Source organism: Streptomyces sp. NPDC004838, assembly GCF_053600955.1.
In genome coordinates this window covers 1-16,008 of sequence record NZ_JBSGAW010000012.1, presented here as the reverse complement: position 1 = coordinate 16,008, position 16,008 = coordinate 1, and the positions used below count along the sequence as shown (strand labels likewise).

The 16,008-nt window shown below is 70.8% G+C and carries 21 protein-coding genes, 1 tRNA gene and 1 pseudogene; 17 read left to right on the top strand and 6 right to left on the bottom strand.

Annotated features, from left to right (window positions below; genetic code table 11):
* Window positions 1-6 precede the first annotated feature (6 nt).
* The 6 genes from ACWEFL_RS15705 to ACWEFL_RS15680 all read left to right on the top strand — a co-directional run bounded on the left by ACWEFL_RS15705 (window position 7) and on the right by ACWEFL_RS15680 (window position 2,895).
* The gene (locus ACWEFL_RS15705; RefSeq protein ID WP_451712177.1) at window positions 7-447 is read left to right on the top strand and encodes a hypothetical protein; all 441 of its coding nucleotides are present in this window, start codon (window positions 7-9) and stop codon (window positions 445-447) included.
* Between the two features lie 65 nt (window positions 448-512).
* The gene (locus tag ACWEFL_RS15700; RefSeq protein WP_451712174.1) at window positions 513-1,439 is read left to right on the top strand and encodes an N-acetylmuramoyl-L-alanine amidase; all 927 of its coding nucleotides are present in this window, start codon (window positions 513-515) and stop codon (window positions 1,437-1,439) included.
* A 12-nt stretch (window positions 1,440-1,451) separates the two neighbouring features.
* Window positions 1,452-1,709, top strand: coding sequence for a hypothetical protein (locus ACWEFL_RS15695; RefSeq protein ID WP_451712172.1), 258 nt, complete (start codon window positions 1,452-1,454; stop codon window positions 1,707-1,709).
* The gene (locus ACWEFL_RS15690; RefSeq protein ID WP_451712170.1) at window positions 1,706-2,014 is read left to right on the top strand and encodes a hypothetical protein; all 309 of its coding nucleotides are present in this window, start codon (window positions 1,706-1,708) and stop codon (window positions 2,012-2,014) included. The genes ACWEFL_RS15695 and ACWEFL_RS15690 overlap by 4 nt, the downstream gene beginning before the upstream one ends.
* A 3-nt stretch (window positions 2,015-2,017) precedes the next feature.
* Window positions 2,018-2,096, top strand: a tRNA-Met gene (locus ACWEFL_RS15685).
* Between the two features lie 655 nt (window positions 2,097-2,751).
* A complete protein-coding gene (locus ACWEFL_RS15680) occupies window positions 2,752-2,895 on the top strand; it encodes a hypothetical protein (RefSeq protein WP_451712168.1) in 144 nt (47 codons plus the stop codon).
* A 62-nt stretch (window positions 2,896-2,957) separates the two neighbouring features.
* On the opposite strand, the gene ACWEFL_RS15675 is transcribed toward ACWEFL_RS15680, so the two are convergent.
* Together ACWEFL_RS15675 and ACWEFL_RS15670 are read right to left on the bottom strand one after the other, a co-directional pair.
* The gene (locus ACWEFL_RS15675; RefSeq protein WP_451712167.1) at window positions 2,958-3,137 is read right to left on the bottom strand and encodes a hypothetical protein; all 180 of its coding nucleotides are present in this window, start codon (window positions 3,135-3,137) and stop codon (window positions 2,958-2,960) included.
* A 117-nt stretch (window positions 3,138-3,254) separates the two neighbouring features.
* A complete protein-coding gene (locus ACWEFL_RS15670; RefSeq protein WP_451712164.1) occupies window positions 3,255-4,055 on the bottom strand; it encodes a GntR family transcriptional regulator in 801 nt (266 codons plus the stop codon).
* A gap of 153 nt (window positions 4,056-4,208) precedes the next feature.
* Between ACWEFL_RS15670 and ACWEFL_RS15665 the strand changes: the two genes are divergently transcribed.
* Genes ACWEFL_RS15665 through ACWEFL_RS15655 form a run of 3 tightly spaced genes read left to right on the top strand, consistent with a single transcriptional unit; the run spans window position 4,209 to window position 4,911 of the window.
* Window positions 4,209-4,508, top strand: coding sequence for a hypothetical protein (locus ACWEFL_RS15665; RefSeq protein WP_451712163.1), 300 nt, complete (start codon window positions 4,209-4,211; stop codon window positions 4,506-4,508).
* Window positions 4,505-4,717 (top strand): hypothetical protein, encoded by a 213-nt coding sequence (locus ACWEFL_RS15660; protein ID WP_451712160.1) that lies wholly within the window; start codon window positions 4,505-4,507, stop codon window positions 4,715-4,717. The genes ACWEFL_RS15665 and ACWEFL_RS15660 overlap by 4 nt, the downstream gene beginning before the upstream one ends.
* A 38-nt stretch (window positions 4,718-4,755) precedes the next feature.
* Window positions 4,756-4,911 (top strand): hypothetical protein, encoded by a 156-nt coding sequence (locus ACWEFL_RS15655; RefSeq protein ID WP_451712157.1) that lies wholly within the window; start codon window positions 4,756-4,758, stop codon window positions 4,909-4,911.
* 7 nt (window positions 4,912-4,918) lie between these two features.
* On the opposite strand, the gene ACWEFL_RS15650 is transcribed toward ACWEFL_RS15655, so the two are convergent.
* Both ACWEFL_RS15650 and ACWEFL_RS15645 read right to left on the bottom strand, forming a co-directional pair.
* Window positions 4,919-5,155, bottom strand: a complete 237-nt coding sequence (locus ACWEFL_RS15650) for a helix-turn-helix transcriptional regulator (protein ID WP_451712155.1) — start codon at window positions 5,153-5,155, stop codon at window positions 4,919-4,921.
* Window positions 5,156-5,420: 265 nt separating this feature from the next.
* The gene (locus ACWEFL_RS15645) at window positions 5,421-5,915 is read right to left on the bottom strand and encodes a hypothetical protein (RefSeq protein WP_451712152.1); all 495 of its coding nucleotides are present in this window, start codon (window positions 5,913-5,915) and stop codon (window positions 5,421-5,423) included.
* A 176-nt stretch (window positions 5,916-6,091) separates the two neighbouring features.
* Here ACWEFL_RS15645 and ACWEFL_RS15640 point away from each other — a divergent pair, with 176 nt between their 5' ends.
* From ACWEFL_RS15640 to dapD, 3 genes are all read left to right on the top strand, one after another.
* Entirely contained in the window at window positions 6,092-6,412 is a 321-nt protein-coding gene (locus ACWEFL_RS15640) for a DMT family transporter (protein WP_451712149.1), read from the top strand.
* Window positions 6,412-6,948 (top strand): TetR/AcrR family transcriptional regulator, encoded by a 537-nt coding sequence (locus tag ACWEFL_RS15635; protein WP_451712146.1) that lies wholly within the window; start codon window positions 6,412-6,414, stop codon window positions 6,946-6,948. Before ACWEFL_RS15640 ends, ACWEFL_RS15635 begins: the two co-directional genes overlap by 1 nt.
* A 181-nt stretch (window positions 6,949-7,129) precedes the next feature.
* Entirely contained in the window at window positions 7,130-8,119 is a 990-nt protein-coding gene (gene dapD, locus ACWEFL_RS15630; RefSeq protein WP_451712143.1) for a 2,3,4,5-tetrahydropyridine-2,6-dicarboxylate N-succinyltransferase, read from the top strand.
* A gap of 105 nt (window positions 8,120-8,224) precedes the next feature.
* Here the strand turns inward: dapD and dapA are convergent, their stop codons facing one another.
* The gene (gene dapA, locus ACWEFL_RS15625; protein WP_451712141.1) at window positions 8,225-9,100 is read right to left on the bottom strand and encodes a 4-hydroxy-tetrahydrodipicolinate synthase; all 876 of its coding nucleotides are present in this window, start codon (window positions 9,098-9,100) and stop codon (window positions 8,225-8,227) included.
* A 255-nt stretch (window positions 9,101-9,355) separates the two neighbouring features.
* A complete protein-coding gene (locus ACWEFL_RS15620) occupies window positions 9,356-11,212 on the bottom strand; it encodes an endonuclease/exonuclease/phosphatase family protein (RefSeq protein ID WP_451712139.1) in 1,857 nt (618 codons plus the stop codon).
* Window positions 11,213-11,562: 350 nt separating this feature from the next.
* On the opposite strand from ACWEFL_RS15620, the gene ACWEFL_RS15615 reads away from it, so the two are divergent.
* The 5 genes and pseudogenes from ACWEFL_RS15615 to ACWEFL_RS15595 all read left to right on the top strand — a co-directional run bounded on the left by ACWEFL_RS15615 (window position 11,563) and on the right by ACWEFL_RS15595 (window position 15,836).
* On the top strand, window positions 11,563-13,023 hold the full coding sequence (locus ACWEFL_RS15615; protein WP_451712137.1) for a hypothetical protein: 1,461 nt from the start codon (window positions 11,563-11,565) through the stop codon (window positions 13,021-13,023).
* Window positions 13,024-13,067: 44 nt separating this feature from the next.
* A pseudogene (locus tag ACWEFL_RS15610) lies at window positions 13,068-13,460 on the top strand (TROVE domain-containing protein); the annotation flags it as partial.
* A 164-nt stretch (window positions 13,461-13,624) separates the two neighbouring features.
* Window positions 13,625-14,299 carry a GntR family transcriptional regulator gene (locus ACWEFL_RS15605; protein ID WP_451712134.1) on the top strand — a complete coding sequence of 225 codons (675 nt, stop codon included), beginning with the start codon at window positions 13,625-13,627 and terminating at the stop codon, window positions 14,297-14,299.
* A 167-nt stretch (window positions 14,300-14,466) separates the two neighbouring features.
* Window positions 14,467-15,483, top strand: coding sequence for a 1-aminocyclopropane-1-carboxylate deaminase (locus tag ACWEFL_RS15600; protein WP_451712131.1), 1,017 nt, complete (start codon window positions 14,467-14,469; stop codon window positions 15,481-15,483).
* A gap of 125 nt (window positions 15,484-15,608) precedes the next feature.
* On the top strand, window positions 15,609-15,836 hold the full coding sequence (locus ACWEFL_RS15595; RefSeq protein ID WP_451712129.1) for a hypothetical protein: 228 nt from the start codon (window positions 15,609-15,611) through the stop codon (window positions 15,834-15,836).
* Window positions 15,837-16,008 lie beyond the last annotated feature (172 nt).

Sequence of the window (16,008 nt, the reverse complement as noted above, 5' to 3'; positions counted from 1 at the left end):
ACGACTGTGGCATTCCGTGCCGGACAGACACTGAAAGCCGGGCAGCTCGACCGCATGCAGCCCGTGCCGTACGCGGCCGAGGCCAGCGGCTCCCTGACCGCGACCACGACGTATCAGACCATCCCCGGCCTGTCCGTCAGCCTGACGACCAAAGCAGCGAACGCCCGGTACTCGGCGGTCGGGGTGTTCGACTGCTCCGTCACCACGGTCCACGCCGCGAACTTGATGGTCGGCCGCCTCACCGTTGACACGGTTGGCCAGTCCGGGTTCGCGATCCATGCCATGGACACCCTCGACCGCGACACCGTCGCCATGCTCTGGTCCGGCACCCTCGCCGCCGCCGGAGCACACACCCTCACCATGCAAGGCGTCATCAACGGCGCGGGCGGAGCAGGATCTTTCGCCCAGTACTCCCGCCTGGACATCACGATCACCGAAGTCGTCTAACCCCACCCCGTACGCCCCGCCCCGAGCCGATCCGGCCGGGGCATTTCTACGCCCTGGAGGCCAGCATGTCCCCACCCATGACCGCCGACCGGCTGCTCCGCGCTCTCCTCGCCGAGGGCCTGAAGGTCGTCGAGGTCGGTAACTGGCGTGCCCGCAACCGGAACAGCAAGGGGCCGTGGGGTCCGGTGCACGGGGTGATGATCCATCACACGGTCACGCGCGGTACGGCAGACACGGTGAGGATCGTGCGTGACGGGTATGCGGGTCTGCCGGGGCCGCTGTGTCACGGCATGATCGCCAAGGACGGCACTGTGCACCTCGTCGGGTATGGCCGGGCGAACCACGCCGGTCTGGGCGATGACGACGTGCTGGCCGCCGTGATCGCCGAACGGGCCCTGCCGGCGGACAACGAGGCGACGGTCGACGGCAACCGCCACTTCTACGGCTTCGAGTGCGAGAACCTCGGCGACGGGAAGGATCCGTGGCCCGCCGTCCAGCTGGAGGCGATCGAGAAGGCCGCGGCCGCGATCTGCCGCGTCCACGGCTGGTCCTCCCGGTCGGTCATCGGCCATCTCGAATGGCAGCCCGGCAAGATCGACCCCCGCGGCTTCACCATGGACTCCATGCGCGCCCGGATCGCCGACCGCCTGAAGGGAGGCGCGCCGAAACCGCCCACGAAGCCCAAGCCCCCCATCCCGCCGAAGCTCCCGGTCGTCGACCTCTCCAGGCTGATCACGGCCGCGCGCACCGATCCCGCGAAGAAGGGCACACCGGTCTCCTACGCCGGTGTGCGGACCGTGGAGGTAGCCCTGGTCGACGCCGGACTCCTGGCGAAGACCTACCTCGACGGCCACTTCGGCACGAGCACCCGGACCGCGTACGCGGCCTGGCAGCGAAGGTGCGGCTACACAGGGGCCGCGGCCGACGGCATCCCCGGCGCCAAGTCCCTGACGGCGCTGGGCAAGAAGCACGGCTTCACCGTGAAGAACTGAGAGGTGGTCATCATGAAGGACTCCAACCGGCGCGCGGTCCGGACCGTGCTGCAGACCGGGCTTGGCCTGGCCGTCGCGCTCCCCGCGATCGTGTCCGCGTCCGGCATCCCGGCCTCGTTGCCGTGGGTCGCGGGCGCGCTCGCCGTCGCCGGCGGCACCGCCCGCGTCATGGCTCTACCCGGGGTACAGAGACTGCTGCCCGGGTGGCTGCGTACCGGTGCGGATGACGGGCTGGACGGCCTGGCGCGCAGGGATGGGGGGTGGTCATGAGCCTGCTGCTGTGGCTCGGCGGCGGCGCGGCCGCCGTGCTCGCGATCACCGCGCTGGCCTGGCCCGTGCTGCGCTGGATCTATCGGATGGCCGTCCGCGGGGGGCAGATCATCGACGACTGGCACGGCGAGCCGGCCCGGCCCGGAGTCCCCGCGCGGGCCGGGGTGATGGAGCGACTGGGCTCGATCGAGACGCGGGTGACGGCGGTCGAGCACGAGGTACGGCCGAACGACGGGCGCAGCATGCGGGACGCGGTCGACCGGGTGGACGTCACCCTGACCGGCGGCCCGCCGACCTCACCGTGACCGGGTTTCGGGTAGCTCAACAGGCACAGAGCAGCCGGTTCATACCCGGTGCAGACGCTGGTTCGAGTCCGGCCCCGCACCCCTCGCCCCCTGTCTCTCCTTCGGGAGAGGCAGGGGGCGGCTTCGTGTGTTCTATGGAGTCTGCGGGGCGGCCTCCGTGGAAAGTGACACGGTCACCGACTGCCTGCTAGTACCACATGTAGAGGTGGTACTTCCAGATGCCGTCTGAGCTGGGACCGAATTCGCACTTGTCTTTCCAAGTGGGGTGCAGGCTCTTCCAGTAATGCCCCGCCACCGCGCAATCGTGTGCGGAGTAGTGGCTGCTGTAGAAATGCCAGCTTGCAGCCGCAAGCTGAACTCCGGAGGTTCCGGTGGTGCTTGAGGTTGACGCTGGGGGAGCCGCCTGGGCAGGGACGGCCATGGCCCCCAGGGTGACCAGGGCGCCGACGGCTGTGGCCGCGGCGGCACGACGGATACGCATGGATTGCTCCTTCTGTCACGGTTTGATGCTCTCGTCCCGGCGACATGCCATCGGCGCTGGGGGATTCCCCTTCAGCATGGATCCTCCGGAAGCCGGGTGCTGTGCTTCGGAACCCACGATCCCGGCCGACACCGGCGCGCACCATGACGATCCGTGCACAGCCCTTGTCGGTTTCTGCAATCGCTGCTCGTCTCTGGCGGCTCACTGCCCGGACCCGCCACAATCGCCGGGCACTGGCACTCGGACGAGGGGTCTCATGGATATCGACGTCAACAATTTCCGGTTGAGCGAAGCGGACTGGAGTTTCCTCCTCGCCGTGGCGGATGCCGATGCCGGAGTGGTGCCGCAGCCGACGTCTGAGGGGGAACCGACGGAGGAGCCGCCGCCGGCCGCTGGCTGAGAGTCCTACACACCGCCCCCTTCCGCCTCGCGCGGGAAGGGGGCGGTTTCGTCATGTCCGGGCTACGCGGCCTCGGCCGTGGCCTCGCGCTCGGCCTCGACCGCCTGCGCCCAGGCGACGAGCAGGGCCTCGTACTCCGGCCGCCTCTCGTCGGGCAGCCGGCCATGGGCCCACAGCTCGCGGATACGGGCGTTCAGCTCCGCGGCAGAGCGTGCCGGGGCACCGGCAGGAGTCGAGGGCATGACACGATTTTACGATTCCGCACTGACACCCCGAGCCGCCAGGAGCAGCCGGGTGGATGCTGGGCTCCCCATGCGGGTCCGCCCGGCCGCACGAGGAGGGGCCGGGCGGACCCGGGGTCAGTCGTTGAGGTCGATGACGACGTCGACGACCGTTGTGTCGCCGCGGCGCACGATCGGATGGGCCACCTCGACGACGCGCCCGGTGTCAGCGATGTGGCGTCGCGTGTACCGGATCACCGGCACCCCCGCCCCTATCTGGAGGGTTGCGGCCTCCAGCTCGGTCGGCATTGCCGCGGTGAAGCTCTCGGTGATCCTGGTGACGGTGATGCCGAGGCTCGCCATCTGTGCTCGCGTACCGCCGGGCCACGGCTCGTTGATCGGGTCGGCGACCGGTGTGCCGGCCACGTCGGTCCAGCGGACGTAGCTGGTGGACATCTGCGTGGGCAGGCCGGTGTCGAAGAACACGAAGTGCCTGGCGAGGAGCCGCTCACCGGGCTCGCACTCGAAGAGGGCGGCGAGTTCCGCGTCGGCCTGGATTTTCTCGAAGCGTTTGTCGAGGCGGTACTCGGACCATCCGATGCCCTGGTCGCGGGTGTACGGGGTGGAGGCGGCCCCGGGGGTGCTGCGGTAGCGGTCGGCGGGCAGGCGGTGTACGGGCGGCCGGGGGCGGACCAGCGTCCCCGCCCGTGCTCTGGTCTCGATCAGGCCCTCGCCCCGGAGCAGTCCGAGGGCGTTGCGGATGGTGGTTTCGGAGACTCGGTACTCCGTGCAGAGGGCGGGGAGGGTGGGCAGGCGGTCGCCTGGCCCGAATTCGCCGGAGGAGATGCGGCGCCGCAGGTCAGCGGCGATCCGCAGGTACTCGGGCTGTGCCACTGCCACACCGCCTGCCTCGAAGATCGCGTCAATCTGTACACACATACTCTCCCCTCCTACTTGACCTGCGCCAACTCCAGCGACAATCTGAGTACAGATAAACACTATCCGTACTCAGATAGCGACGGAATCCGGGGTACAGCCATGCCCGAAACGGGGCACACCTGGCGGCAGCCGTTCAAAGGAACGCCCTTAGAGGTGAGACGCGTCCGCGAATGGACACGCAGTCACCTGGCCCACGAGGACGCACCCCTTATCGCCACTGAGCTGTTCACGGCGATCCTCGGCAGCGGACCCGACCGCCACCCCGACATCGTCGAAATGACCATCTCCACCGCCGGACCTCGCGTGCGCATCAGTGCCACCGGATACCACCCCCTGCCGGTCCTCCAGACCCACGGGCCGGGCGCCCTCATCATCAGGGGCCTGTCGCAGGCATCCGGCACCTCCGACGACCTACACAGCCTCTGGGCTCAACTCACGATGGAGGCGCAGTGAAGCACTTCTGCACCTGGTGCCTCACCACGTCCGGCACAGTCGCCGTCGCCATCACCCATCAGCCCTCGGGCTCCGCCGGCCGCACCCTCTATGCCTGCCCGGCCTGCCGCGCCCGGAAAGGGCTGCTGCCGCTGGACCACCCGACGGGCTCGAACGGCAGCACCGTCCGCGCCCCGGGCACTCCCGCACGCCGCGACCAGCCGCAATGACCGGCCAGCCCCCGCCGCCGCGGTGCCAGGACGCCCCCGTGCCGCCCGTGGAAGACCTGACCTGGCGCGCGTACCAGGGCTACGACTGCTACGCATGCGGACGCCGCCTCACCACCGGTGCGGTGTACCGCGGCTGGGCACGCGGCCAGTCCGGTGCGCACAAACTCGACACGGAGGTGTGGGCGTGCCCGTGACCCCGGTCTACTCCCGGACCAGTTCGGACAGCGACACGCCGAGGGCGCGGGCGATGCGGAGCAGCAGCGACAAGGGTGGATCCGTGACGGCGTACTCGATCCGGTTGATCGTTTTCCGGTCGGCGTCGACCATCTCGGCGAGCCGTTCCTGGGAGAGCCGGGCTCGGGTGCGGGTCTCGCGGATCGTGCGGCCGATGGCCTCGCGGCGGTCGAGGACCCAGGGCGGCGGCAGATCGGTGGGCACCCGCCCACGCTCTGATGATCACCGTTTACGCGTCTGTACCTGGCTGGGTACATTTCAGATCGAGGGGTGACATGGACGGCGGGCCGTGATCGCGTGTCGGCGGCCCCGCACTCACCGCGGGCGGTTCCCCGGCCCGCCGCTCTCACATCGCGGAACAGGAGACCGACTGATGAATCCTGGCTGGCGCCTGGCTGTTTCCCTCTTGTGTCTCGGTTTGCTCGGCGTGGCGTTAATTTGGGGGCTGTCGACCTCTTCATAGGGTCCTTCAGCGATACATCAGCCCGGTCAGCAGGACCGTGCCGAGGACGGCCGGGAGCCGCGCCCAGGCCCGCCCCCAGACGGCGCCGGCCGTCGTGGCCCTGCCGAGCACGGCGTCCTGGAGGACCACCTGGCAGACGGCCGACACCAGGGCGGTCGTGAACATCATGACGACCGCCCCCACGCACACCACCACGATCGACGCGACGACCAGGGGCCGGAAGTCGTTCCATACGGGATCCCGCCCGCTGAGAACGAGCAGGGCGTCGAGGCTCTCCTCGATCCGCTGGTACGCGATCACCAACACGGCTCCCATGACCGCGGTGGCCAGCAGATACAGCGTCACGACGATGCCGAGCAGCGGTTTCCAGTAGCGGCCGAGTGTGGCGAAGGCGCCGCCCAGGAGTTCGCCGAGGTCGAGCGGACGCAGGGGTATCACTCCCGGTTTGGGCGGCGGTGGAGCCCAGCCGCCCCAGCCATGAGGGGTGTTTCCGAAAGCCACTGAGGTCCTCTCCCGTTGCTGAGGTGCTCGGCCGCGCGTGCGTCCTGTCCGCGCCGCGGGGGTTCTGCCCGCACTGTGCCCGATCGGACACGGTATCGGTAACGGATTTGTCGGGTCACTGTCACCCGCTGGCCTGGTATGTACGGCCGTACACAGCGATGTGTACAGTCGTACGCATGGGATACGGACTGTTGGCCGCGGCGATCGTGGCCGAAGTGGCGGGCACGACGGCGATGAAGTACAGCGAGGGGTTCACCAGGCTCTGGCCCTCGGTTCTCACGGTCCTCGGGTATCTGCTGGCCTTCTCGTTGCTCGCGCAGACGCTGAAGACGATGTCGGTCGGCACCGCTTATGCGATATGGGCCGGTGTCGGCACGGCCGCCGTCGCCGCGATCGGCATGCTCTTCCTCGGGGAGTCGACCAGCCTGCTCAAGTTCACCGGGATCGTGCTGGTGATCGCCGGAGTGGTGGTGCTCAACATGGGCGGAGCCCACTGATGGCCCGCCGGTACGACCCGGAGCGGCGGCAGCGCATCATCGACGCGGCGATCCGGGTGGTCGGGCGGAGCGGGATCGCCGGCCTCAGCCATCGCACCGCGGCGGCGGAGGCGGATGTGCCGCTCGGCTCGACGACGTATCACTTCGCCTCCCTCGACGAGCTGCTGATCGCCGCGCTGCGGCAGGCCAACGAGAACTTCGCGGGCGCGGTACGGAACAGTTCCGCGCTCACCGATCCGGACGTCGACCTCGCCGCGGAACTCGCCCGCGTGATGGGGGTGTGGCTCTCCGGCGAGCGCGCCGGGGTCGAGCTGGAGTACGAGCTGTATCTCGCCGCCCTGCGCAAGCCCGCGCTGCGGCCGGTGGCCGCGGAGTGGGCCGAGTGCGTCGCCGAGGCGCTGTCCGGGCGCACCGACCCGGCCACCGCGCGGGCGCTGGTGGCGATGATGGACGGCATCTGTCTACAGGTGCTCCTGACGGGCTGGGCATACGACGCGGAGTACGCGCGCGAGATGCTGGCGCGGGTGCTGGGCTGAGCGCGGTGCGGCGGGGGCGGGCGTCGCGCGTGCGACGGGGGCGCGTGTTCCGGGGTGCGTCCGTGGGCCGCGCCCTCCGGGGGGCGGCGCATCGTGCCCTGCGGGGCGGGCGTTCCCGTCGTTCGCGCCGGGGTGTGAGATGGGTTCGCCCAGGGGGCGCGTCGGCGGTTAGGTTCTCCTCATGACCGATACCACCGCTCCCCGTACCACCGGCGCCGTCGCCGCCGGGCTCGCCACTCTCACCGCCGACGGCACCGTTCTCGACACCTGGTTCCCCGCTCCCGAGCTGACCGCCGAAGCCGGTCCGGCCGGGACCGAGCGGCTCGACGCCGAGCGCGCCGCCCAACTCCTCGGTGACGGAGCCGCGAAGGCGATCGGCCCGGACGCCCGCCGTGGCGTCGAGGTCGTCGCCGTACGCACGGTCATCTCCTCCCTCGACGACAAGCCGCTCGACGCGCACGACGCGTACCTCCGCCTCCATCTGCTCTCGCACCGGCTGGTCAAGCCCCATGGCCAGAGCCTCGACGGGATCTTCGGGCTCCTCGCCAACGTCGCCTGGACCTCGCTGGGGCCCGTCGCCGTCGACGACATCGAGACGGTCCGGCTCAACGCGCGTGCCGAGGGTCTGCACCTCCAGGTCACCAGCATCGACAAGTTCCCGCGGATGACGGACTATGTCGCGCCCAAGGGCGTGCGCATCGCCGACGCGGACCGGATCCGGCTCGGCGCGCATCTCGCCGAGGGCACCACCGTGATGCACGAGGGCTTCGTCAACTTCAACGCGGGCACGCTCGGCACGTCGATGGTCGAGGGCCGCATCTCCGCCGGCGTCGTCGTCGGCGACGGCTCCGACATCGGCGGCGGCGCGTCCACGATGGGCACGCTCTCCGGCGGCGGCAACGTCATCATCTCCATCGGCGAACGCTGCCTCGTGGGGGCCGAGGCGGGTGTCGGCATCCCGCTCGGCGACGAGTGCGTGGTCGAGGCGGGGCTGTACATCACGGCCGGGACGCGGATCACCATGCCGGACGGGGAGATCGTCAAGGCGCGTGAGCTGTCCGGGGCGAGCAACATCCTCTACCGGCGGAACTCGGTGACCGGGGCGGTGGAGGCGCGGCCGAACAACGCCGTGTGGGGTGGGCTGAACGAGGTCCTCCACAGCCACAACTAGGGCCTGCCGTCCGGGTCTTGCCGGGCCCGGCTCTCCGCCGGCCCCGGCCGCCCGGACCGGCTTCGACCCTGTCCCCGCGGCTCGAACGACGGCGCGGGGGAGGGGTCACGCGCTCGTCAGAGCCGCATGGGCCTCGCGCAACCGGGCGAGGGAGACCGCGTCTGCGGGTTGCAGGGGCGGGCGGACCGCGCCCGCGCCCAGGAGCGCCTTGGCGGTCACCGCACCGGGGAGGTCCGAGGCCATCATCAGCTCCGTGAGAGGGACCAGCCGCTGATTCAGGCGCGCGGCCTGAGCGGTGTCGCCCCGGTCGAAAGCGTCGAGGACGGCCCGCACGGCACGAGGGGCCACATTCGCGACGGTGCTCACACAACCCGCGCCGCCGACCGCGTACAGGGGAAGGTTCAGCTCCTCGCAGCCGGAGTAGTACGCGAGCGAGGTGCGCGCGATGACCTTGGTCGAACCGAGAAGGTCGTAGGCGCAGTCCTTGACGGCCACGATCCGGGGATGCTCCGCGAGCCGCAGCAGCGTGTCGGTCTCGATGCGCGTGCCGGTGCGGTGCGGAATGTCGTACAGCATCAGGGGAATGCCGGCCGCGTCGGCGACCGACCGGAAGTGCGCCTCGACGGCGGGCTGCGGTGGGCGGCTGTAGTACGGGGTGACCACCAGCACCCCGTCCGCGCCCGCGCGTTCCGCCGAGCTGGCCAGGGCGATCGTGTGGCGGGTGTCCGCGGTGCCCACGCCCGCGACGAGCGGCACCCCGTCGCCGACCGCCTCGCGCACGGCCCGTACGAGCGCGGCCTTCTCGGCTTCCGACGTGGTCGTGGACTCGCCGGTGGTACCCCCGAGCACCAGCCCGTCGCACCCCTGAGCGACCAGTTCACGGGCATGGCGCGCGGCGGCTTCCCGGTCCAGTCCACCGCTCGTGGTGAAGGGCGTGATCATCGCGCAGAGAGCACGGCCGAAAGGTCGTGAAGGTGTCATGCGCTCAGTCTGGGTCCGGCCGACTGTGAAGGTCTACTGAGATCTGCTAGGGGTGAATGGTAAGCAGATCTGATGAATGGGCTCGCCGGGCGGGTTGTGGCACAAGGCGCGGATCCGGCCGGGCCCGACCGGCGGCGGCGTGCGGCGCTACGCGCCCGGACCGAGCCCCGGTCCGAACGCGTAGGCCGCACGCCGGGAGCCGCTCTCCGTGGCCGGCCCTCCCGGTGACCGGTGCCTGCCGGTGCGGGTGCCGCGCTACGGACGGAAGCGCAGCACCTGCGGGTCGTGGTCGCTGTCCTGCTCCGCGAACTCCGCGTTGATGTGCACGCTGTCGTACTCGAAGTCGCCCACCGAAGGACTGGTCAGGATCTGGTCCAGCACCTGGCTGTTGCCCTGGTAGACGTACGAGTAGCGGTCCCGGCTCGGCAGGGACTTCACGGCCGCGTGGAGCGCCCCGCCGTCCGTGAGCGCCTTCGTCGTGGCCGAGAACTCGAAGTCGTTGATGTCGCCGACGACCAGGACGTCCGCGCGCCGGTCGGCCTTCAGGAGCTCCTTGACGAAGGCGTTCACCGCCTGCGCCTGCTGAAGGCGCCTGACCTCCGAGGACCGGGTCGGGGGCTGGTGGTGCGAGGTGAGGGCCTCGTCGCCGCCCTTCGAGCTGAAGTGGTTGGCGATCACGAAGACCGGCCGGCCGCGGAAGGAGAACTCGCCCGCGAGCGGCTTGCGGCTGGACCCCCAGGCAGCGTTCACCGGGTCGACCCGGCCCGGTGACAGCGTCAGGGCGGCCCTGCCCCGCTCCCGTACGACGCCGGTCGGGGCGGTCGCGGTGGCGCCGGGGCGGTCGGTGAAGGAGACCCGCTCCGGGTTGAAGAGGAAGACCTGGCGGATGTTGCCGCCCGGCTCTCCGCCGTCCTGGTTGTTCTCCGGGTCGACGCTGCGCCAGTCGTACGCCGGGCCGCCCGCCGCGACGATCGCCTCCGTGAACTTCTTCACCGTCTGGTCGGCGGCGACCGTGCCGTCGTTCCTCGCGCCGGTGTTGTCCTGGATCTCCTCCAGGGCCAGGATGTCGGGCGACGAGAGGTTCTCCACGACGGCCTTCCCCAGCGCGTCGAACTTCTCCTGGGGGTCGGACGGGTCGAGGTTCTCCACGTTGTACGTGGCCACCGCCAGCTCACCACGGCTCTGGGGGCGGGTCTTCTCCCGCTTCAGTCCGCGGTCCACGACCGTGCCGAGGGTCCGCGCCGCGATCGTGTAGCCGCCGAACTGGTTGAAGTCCAGCGGGCCTTCGGTACGGCCCCTCAGCACATCGCCGACATTCGCCTTCGGGAAGGACTGCTCGGCGAGCGGGACCAGAGACTGGATCTGGAGCCGACCGGTGTTCTGCGCATCGTACGAGCCGTACAGCGTGCCGCCGCGGGCGCCGCGGTTCTCCTTCGGCTTGACCGTGACCCACAGCTCCGCGAACGGGTCGGTCGCGCCGACGATCCGGGAGGTGTCGACCCGGACATTGGCGCCTTCCAGGGACTCGTAGTAGTCGAGGGCGTACGTGCGCGGGTCGAGGGGGAGCGCGTTGACGCTGCCGCCCGCGGCGGGGTCTCCGGCCGGGGCGTACGCGGAGGGCACGGACCGCGCGGAGACGGTCACCGGCGCGGGCAGCGGCCTGCCGGAGGCCAGCACCGTGACCGTCGGCCGGGAGATCTGGGTCAGCGACTGGTTGCCTGACGAGACGCCGCCCGGCACGAACTCGGTGACCGTGCCCGAGACGAGGACGTCGTCGCCCACCTTCACGGTCGGCGTGGAGCCGGCTCCCGTGAAGACGAAGACGCCCTCGCTGGTCGCCGGATCGCCGTCGCCCTCCGGGTCCTGGAACCAGAATCCGCGCGACGAGCCGTAGGTCCGCACGCCCGTGACGATGCCCGGAACGTCCGTGACCGGCTTCCCGGCCAGCGGGGATGTCCGGGTGGAGCCCTGGATGTCGTGGATACGGACCCCGGCCCCGGAGGCGGTGGCCTCCGCGGACGCGGCGGAGGGGCCGCCGAGCAGGCCCGCGGCCAGAGCGGAGGCGACGATGGCCGCCACGGCGGCCGTTCTCGGTATGACGGAGGAAGGCATCAGTACTCCGGGATCGAGGGAGGGAACCGAGTTGGGGAGAGCCGTTGAGCGCTCTTGCTCTACGCGCGTCAATCTCTTTGCTGTGAAGGGAACTTGTCAAGAGCGGGCGGGTGTACGGAGACGGTCGGGCGGATGAAGCGACGACTGTCCGGGGCGGGAGCGCGCGGCGGCGGCGAGCGGCGTCCGGCGCGTCCCGGGGCGACGTCGGCACGGGAGTGGTGTGGGTGAAGCATCCGGCCAACTGTCCGGGAACCGCCTGCACGCGGCGAAACCCGGTGAAATGCGTCTACGCTGGGGAACCGCCCCGGGGCCACGCCCGGAACCCGTATCCCCCGAGGAGAAGCATCCAGATGCCCCAAGACCGTCCTACCCTGCCGCCCGTAAGGCTGCACTCGGACGCGGAGCTGGCGCGGGCCGCGCTCGCCGCGCCCCTGCTGGCCAGGGCCGTGCGGCTCGCCAGGTGGGCGGGCCCGGACACCAGGGTGGGCGCGGGCGGCGAACTGGCCGACGAGCAACTGCCCGCGGCGGCTGTCGCGCTGGGGCTGGCGGACGACGACGAGGGGCAGGCGTACGCCAGCGAGGCGTGGCGGGCGGCCGTCGACTCGGGTCTCGTGGAGATCGAGGATCCCGGCGACGATGCCGCCGAGCACGCCGAGTACGGGACGGCGGCCGGGGGCGAGAACCTCGGGCTGATCGCCACCGGCGGGCCGCAGGACATCCTCGCCATCTGGCTGGAGGCGCTGGAGGCTGCCCACGCGGACGCCATCGCCCCGCTGCTGGACGATCTCACGGACGCGATCAACGAGGACGGCGAGATCGACTACGCGGTACTGGACTGGGATCCCGAGGGCGAGGCCGACTTCCTCGACGGCGTCCTCGGGAATCTGTATCTGCTGACCGTGACTGACGGCGGCGCGGGAGACGAACCGGTTCCCCTGCCCGCGCTCGCCGCGTCGATGATCGTCCCCGACGACATGGGGGAGCCCACCGACGACGTACTCGAACAGGTCTCGGTGGCGATGCTCCGGCTCGACGACCAGTTCCGGCTGCTGGAGCAGATCGGACTCGTCGAGTACCAGCCGGTGGACGAGGCGTTGATGGCGGAGGCCGACGCCGAGGACGCCGGCGCGGCCGTCGAGGACGACGACGTGTCCCGGTACGGACTGGTCAAGCTGACCCCGCTCGGGCTCTACGGCGTCCGGGCGCGGATGCTGGAGGCCGGGGTCGACGCGCCCGCGGTGGGGGAGCTGGCGGGCAAGGGCGCGGATGTGCTGCTCGACGGGCTGGCCCACTACCCCGAGACCGCGGCCCGCGCGGAGACGGAACAGTGGCTCGCCCGGTACGAGCCCGCGGTCGCGGCGCATGAGCTGCTGGCGGCGGCGCGTGGTTCGGACGACGGCGCGCCGTTGCGCAGGCTGCGGTGCCAGCAGGCGCTGACCCTTGTCGGCCGCCAGGCCGAGCCCGAGGTCCGCGCGGTCCTCGACGACACCGAGCTGGGCGGCCTCGCGCGCGTCTGGCTCGCGGAGCGGGGAGCGGCGGATGTGCCCCCGCCCTCCGAATCCATGATCTTCTGGCTGTCCGTCGACACGATCGCCGCGCAGCTGGACGCGGGCGGCGATCTGGAGGAGCTCCAGGGGCTGGTGGAGGGCCTGGCCGGCCGGCACAGCGGCTTCTTCGACGCGGCATGGCGGGTGGACCATCCCGCGACGGCGGATGTGCTGGAGGCGATGGGGAGGCTGCACCCGGACAAGCGCATGGCGAAGGAAGCCCGCAAGGCGGCGTTCCGCGCCCGCTCGCGCCGCAGCCTGTAGCCGTTCCGGCGGCACGCGGGGCCGGTGGCCCTTCCGCGGGTCCGGCGCTGCGGGCCCAGAGCGCGGACCTGGTGCAGTTCGGCACCGACAGCCACCGGGTCAAGTACCGCGAGGACGATTCGGTGCTGAAGGTCATCGGCGGATTCGGCGGCCTGGGCGGCACCCGGACGACCGGGGCCGTGCGTCGGCGCTACCAGGGCCATGACCGAGTGCTGATCATCACCGATGAGCAGGCGGCGTACGGCCCCAACGGCGACCCGGCCCGGCAGGTCCCGCAGGACGTTCCCGTCTACACCTGGAACCTGGCCGGTCACCGTGTGGGCCACGCGCCGTTGGGCGGGTCCGGCCGGCACACCTTCGGCGGACTCTCGGACGCGGCCTTCCGCGTGGTGCCGCTGCTGGAGCGCGGACGTGACGCCGACTGGCCGTGGGCGTAGCCTCCGCCGTTCCGCGCTGATCGGTGCCTGGGAGTCCCGGCGGTCCCGGCCGTCCGGTCGTCGGACCCGGCCCCGGCTTCTGCGCCTCGGCCCCGGCGGCCCGGACAACCCGGGACCGCCGGGGCCGTTGTGCCGACGCGGACTGACATCTAACATTTCAGTTCATGGCGACACTGCGGCCCGTCGGCCGGACCCTGCTGCGGGACACGGCGTACATCGCCATCCGCGATGCCATCGTCTGCGGTGAGCTGCCACCGGGGGAGCCCGTACGGGACGCCGTGCTCGCGGAGCGGCTCGGTCTCTCCCGCGCACCGGTCCGCGACGCGCTCGCCCGCCTCGTCGAGGAGGGGCTCGTCGAGACCAAACCGCAGAGCTACACCCGCGTGACCTGGCTCGAACCGCGTGCCGTGCGGGAGGCGGGCGTCGTGGTGTGCGCCATGCACGAACTGGCCGCCCGGACCGCCGTGCCCCTGCTCACGCCCGACGACATCGCCGAGATGCGCGACGCCGACGTCCGCTTCGAACGGGCCGTACACACCGGCGCGATCGGCGAGGCGATGCGGGCCGACGACCAACTGCACGATGTGCTCGTACGCGCCTGCGGGAACCGCGCGATCGCGGCCACCATCGCCCGCTACACCCCGCTCATCCGGCGGCTCGAGTGGCAGGCGTTCGCCGAGCGGGGCGCGCTGGAGTCGGCCGGGATGCACGACCGGCTGATCCGGGCGTGCGCGGCCGGGGACGCCGAGGAGGCGGCCCTCGTCACCGCGCGCATCTGGCGGGAACTCGAAGAGCGCGCGGAGCCGCGAGACCCCCGCCCGTCCCCGGGGCCGGATTGACCGGACCGGCTCGACCGGCTCGACCGGATCGAGCAGACCGCCCGCCGAGCCGGACGAAGCCACCCAGCCGGACGAAGCCACCGAGCCGGACGAACCACCGAAGCCACTGAACCCGATGAAGCCATCGAACCCACCGAACCCGATGAACCGGATCAAAGGAGCTGAGTGTGTCGATCTCGTCGTACGAACGGTATCCACTGCTGTTCGGTCCCTCCCCGGTGCACCGTCTCGACCGCCTGACCGGCCATCTCGGCGGCGCCGAGCTGTGGGCCAAGCGCGAGGACTGCAACTCGCCGATCGCCTTCGGCGGCAACAAGACGCGGAAGCTGGAGTATCTCGTCGCCGATGCGCTGGCCCAGGGCTGCGACACCCTGGTGTCCATCGGCGGGGTCCAGTCCAACCACACCCGCCAGGTCGCGGCCGTCGCCGCCCGCCTCGGCCTCGGCTGCGTCCTCGTCCAGGAGAACTGGGTCGAATGGCCGGACTCCGTCTATGACAAGGTCGGCAACATCCTGATCAGCCGGCTCGCGGGCGCGGATGTGAGGCTGGTCCCCGCGGGGTTCGGGATCGGGACCAAGGAGAGCTGGGAGCAGGCGCTGAGGGAGGTCGAGGCGAGCGGTGGACGCCCCTATGCCATCCCCGCCGGGGCCTCCGACCACCCGCTGGGCGGGCTCGGCTTCGCCAACTGGGCGTACGAGGTGGCCGAACAGGAACGCGAGGCGGGCGTCTTCTTCGACACGGTGGTGGTCTGCTCGGTGACCGGCGGCACCCAGGCGGGGATGATCGCCGGATTCGCGGCCCTCGAAGAGGCGGGCGGGCGGCCCCGTCGCGTTCTCGGCATCGACGCCTCGGCCGCGCCCGCACGGACGCGGGAGCAGATCGGGCGCATCGCGCGGAACACCGCCTCGCTCATCGGGGTGGAACGCGGGCCGGCGGACGACGACATCGAACTGGACGAGCGCTACCACGCGGGGACCTACGGAGTTCCGGACGAGGTGACCCTGGAGGCGATGCGGCTCGCGGCCCGGACCGAGGGAATGGTCACGGATCCCGTGTACGAGGGGAAGTCGATGGCCGGAATGATCGATCTGGTGACCCGTGGAGAGATCGGGCCCGGTTCCACCGTGCTCTATGCCCACCTCGGCGGACAGCCCGCTCTGAACGCCTACAGTGCGCTGTTCTGACCCGGTTCGGCACCGGTCCTCGGGCCGGTGCTCCGATCGCTTTTGTGTTCTGAACCTGTTTCGATCTGACGACTGTCTGATCGGAACGTTGTTCTGGCGTGGCTGGAGGGACCATACTTGAGACAATGACCAAGTCAGCCGGATCCCGGCGCCATCTGCCGTCCAGTCCCTTCAACCGCACGGCCGCGGACCCGCCGATCGAGCAGTACGCGGTGGGCGACCGGGTCTCGCACGACCAGTTCGGTCTGGGGAGAATCATCGCCGTCGAAGGCGACAACATCGCTGTGCTCGTCGACTTCGCCGGGCGCAAGGGCCGGATTCCCAGCCCCTACGCCAAACTCGCCAAGCTCTGAGAACACCGTTCCGTCTGCCGGAACCGCTCCGGCCGCACCCGCAGCCGGAACGCTCTCCGTCGAATCGCTGCCGTGGGGTTCGCCGTCACCGAGATGACGGCAGAGGAAGATCGCGACGCCCGCGAGCGCGGCGACCACTCCCTGGCTGGCGAACCACGCCTGCGTATCCGTC

Coding starts and splice junctions, on each gene's coding strand:
- ACWEFL_RS15700 (WP_451712174.1), top strand. CDS start 513: ATGTCCCCACCCATGACCGCCGACCGGCTGCTCCGCGCTCTCCTCGCC.
- ACWEFL_RS15695 (WP_451712172.1), top strand. CDS start 1,452: ATGAAGGACTCCAACCGGCGCGCGGTCCGGACCGTGCTGCAGACCGGG.
- ACWEFL_RS15690 (WP_451712170.1), top strand. CDS start 1,706: ATGAGCCTGCTGCTGTGGCTCGGCGGCGGCGCGGCCGCCGTGCTCGCG.
- ACWEFL_RS15680 (WP_451712168.1), top strand. CDS start 2,752: ATGGATATCGACGTCAACAATTTCCGGTTGAGCGAAGCGGACTGGAGT.
- ACWEFL_RS15675 (WP_451712167.1), bottom strand. CDS start 3,137: ATGCCCTCGACTCCTGCCGGTGCCCCGGCACGCTCTGCCGCGGAGCTG.
- ACWEFL_RS15670 (WP_451712164.1), bottom strand. CDS start 4,055: ATGTGTGTACAGATTGACGCGATCTTCGAGGCAGGCGGTGTGGCAGTG.
- ACWEFL_RS15640 (WP_451712149.1), top strand. CDS start 6,092: ATGGGATACGGACTGTTGGCCGCGGCGATCGTGGCCGAAGTGGCGGGC.
- ACWEFL_RS15635 (WP_451712146.1), top strand. CDS start 6,412: ATGGCCCGCCGGTACGACCCGGAGCGGCGGCAGCGCATCATCGACGCG.
- dapD (WP_451712143.1), top strand. CDS start 7,130: ATGACCGATACCACCGCTCCCCGTACCACCGGCGCCGTCGCCGCCGGG.
- dapA (WP_451712141.1), bottom strand. CDS start 9,100: ATGACACCTTCACGACCTTTCGGCCGTGCTCTCTGCGCGATGATCACG.
- ACWEFL_RS15620 (WP_451712139.1), bottom strand. CDS start 11,212: ATGCCTTCCTCCGTCATACCGAGAACGGCCGCCGTGGCGGCCATCGTC.
- ACWEFL_RS15615 (WP_451712137.1), top strand. CDS start 11,563: ATGCCCCAAGACCGTCCTACCCTGCCGCCCGTAAGGCTGCACTCGGAC.
- ACWEFL_RS15605 (WP_451712134.1), top strand. CDS start 13,625: ATGGCGACACTGCGGCCCGTCGGCCGGACCCTGCTGCGGGACACGGCG.
- ACWEFL_RS15595 (WP_451712129.1), top strand. CDS start 15,609: ATGACCAAGTCAGCCGGATCCCGGCGCCATCTGCCGTCCAGTCCCTTC.